At 43.1% G+C, this 2,137-nt stretch carries 3 protein-coding genes; all 3 read left to right on the top strand.

Annotated elements, in window-relative coordinates; translation table 11 throughout:
* The first annotated feature begins 358 nt into the window (after positions 1–358).
* Positions 359–943 (top strand): thioredoxin family protein, encoded by a 585-nt coding sequence (locus F6K38_RS40105; RefSeq protein ID WP_008184625.1) that lies wholly within the window; start codon positions 359–361, stop codon positions 941–943.
* Between the two features lie 496 nt (positions 944–1,439).
* A complete protein-coding gene (locus F6K38_RS40100) occupies positions 1,440–1,700 on the top strand; it encodes a hypothetical protein (protein WP_008184627.1) in 261 nt (86 codons plus the stop codon).
* The gene (locus F6K38_RS40095; protein ID WP_008184629.1) at positions 1,693–2,067 is read left to right on the top strand and encodes a pepsin/retropepsin-like aspartic protease family protein; all 375 of its coding nucleotides are present in this window, start codon (positions 1,693–1,695) and stop codon (positions 2,065–2,067) included. Before F6K38_RS40100 ends, F6K38_RS40095 begins: the two co-directional genes overlap by 8 nt.
* Positions 2,068–2,137 lie beyond the last annotated feature (70 nt).

The following is a 2,137-nucleotide window of genomic DNA, read 5'->3' as shown; positions in this document are numbered from 1 at the left end:
CATATATAGCAGAAGTCAGAAGTCAGAAGTCATTTGTCAGAAGTCAAACTCTTGCGCTTCTTGATGCAGTCGCTCATGGGGGAAACCCCCAAGACCGCGCTGCATCGCTTACAAAGGGTGTGAGACTAATGTCGATGTCCTAACTGCCCTGGCGACTGCTATAGCACTACCCATTCAGATGTTTGACATTCCTAAACTCCGAAACTTAGTCATAGCTTACTTGCGGACTTGCGGACTTGCGGACTTGCGGACTTGCGCGTAGCGCTATATCAGATCATAGCCGTTGCCATGGGATCTGATATGGTAGGCAAGGTTAGAAGAATATAAGTTGTCACCGCAATAGTTTAGGAGTAAAACGATGGCACTAGTTAACTCGACAATGTTGTCCTTAGGTACCAAAGCACCAGAGTTTCAGTTACCGGATGCGGTTTCTGGGGAGACGATTTCCTTAGACACCTTTGCCGGTAAGCAGGGGTTACTGGTCATGTTTATCTGCCGCCATTGTCCTTTTGTTAAACATGTACAGGGAGAATTGGCTAAGCTAGGGAAAGACTATGCCGATGCTAATATCGGTATGGTGGCGATTAGCGCTAATGATGCCGATAATTACCCGGATGATGCTCCCGATAAACTTAAGGAAATGGCTCAGGAGCTGGGATTCACTTTTCCCTTCTGTCATGATCAAAGTCAGGAAACCGCTCAGACCTATACAGCTGCTTGTACCCCAGATTTTTTTGTATTCGATGCTAACCAAGAGCTAGTTTACCGAGGTCAATTGGATGATAGTCGTCCTAGTAATGGGATACCAGTTACCGGTAAGGATTTACGAGCAGCTATTGATGCGGTGCTAGGGTCGCAACCAGTGAATTCTGAGCAAAAGCCTAGTATTGGTTGCAATATTAAGTGGAAACCGGGGAATGAACCGGCTTATTTTGGTGTTTGAGATGTTTCTGAATTGAGAATGAAGAATGAAGAATGAAGAATGTAGAATGTAGAATGTAGAATGTAGAATGTAGAATTAATAATTTATAAGAATGTAGAATGTAGAATGTAGAATGCAGAATTCAGGGTGTTGCTGAATCAAGGAATGAATAGAAGTAGAGTGGGCATCCTGCCCGCCCGAAAATATATTGAAACTGGCAAGATGCCAGTTCCACGCCTGATGCCCATTCCACAGGTGCGACCCAAGGCCGCGAGGGATTGCTCGCGGCCTTGGAGGCGCGCACCTACTCTTAAAATCATTCCATTATTAAGCAACGCCGAATGCCGAATTCTAAATTCTAAATTCTAAATTCTAAATTCTAAATTCTAAATTCTAAATTCTAAATTCTAAATTCTAAATTCTACATTCTACATTCTAAATTCTAAATTCTACATTCTACATTCTACATTCTAAATTCTACATTCTACCTATAGCATTTTCATTTGAGAGAACCAATATGTCCCTCAGCGAACTTTTACCCACGGTTAGTAAACTATCTCATCAAGATAAACTTCGACTCATCCACTTTCTTCTCCTTGCAGTTGCTAAAGAAGAAGGATGTAGCCTAGAATCTGTTGAAGATAGTGATTCTGAAAACGTGCTTCTGAATCAGTTGGCATCAACTGAAGCTGTGTTCTGGTCTCCTCAGGCAGATCACGAGGCAGTTCAAGCCTTGTCAGATCTTCTGGTAGCAGCACAGGAAGCAGCCAATGGTTGATGGTCAACGTTTTTCATTCACAGAGCGAACCGATAGCCTTGGGCGATCGAGCATCATGCCATATTTACCCTTGATTCTCAGTTTGGGGAACCGTTCTCTAGAAGTGATGGCATTGTTGGATACCGGTGCAAGTGTCAATGTTCTGCCTTACGAGATTGGCGTACAGCTAGGGGCAGTCTGGGAGAACCAAACCATCTCCATTCCCTTGAGTGGGAACTTGGCTCAAAGTCAGGCACGAGGATTGGTTATTTCGGGTACAGTTGCTTCGTTTTCGCCTGTTTTGCTGGCATTTGCTTGGACTCAATCCAAAAGACCTCTCCAAAAACTTGAAACTTTCTCAGGCACTGCTTTTCAGCGATCAAATTGACCAAGTCAATTTTACGTTGAATTAACGCTATAATAAGCTTAAGAAGCTATTGATGTTAATTTAGCACTAA

It is taken from the genome of Moorena sp. SIO3B2 (genome assembly GCF_010692525.1).
Lineage (GTDB): Bacteria > Cyanobacteriota > Cyanobacteriia > Cyanobacteriales > Coleofasciculaceae > Moorena > Moorena producens.
The sequence above is the reverse complement of the archived record's forward strand: the minus strand, read 5'-3'. Positions and strand labels throughout refer to the sequence as shown.

What these genes read in the sequence shown, in the direction of transcription:
- F6K38_RS40105 (WP_008184625.1), top strand. Translation starts at nt 359, where the DNA reads ATGGCACTAGTTAACTCGACAATGTTGTCCTTAGGTACCAAAGCACCA.
- F6K38_RS40095 (WP_008184629.1), top strand. Translation starts at nt 1,693, where the DNA reads ATGGTTGATGGTCAACGTTTTTCATTCACAGAGCGAACCGATAGCCTT.
- F6K38_RS40100 (WP_008184627.1), top strand. Translation starts at nt 1,440, where the DNA reads ATGTCCCTCAGCGAACTTTTACCCACGGTTAGTAAACTATCTCATCAA.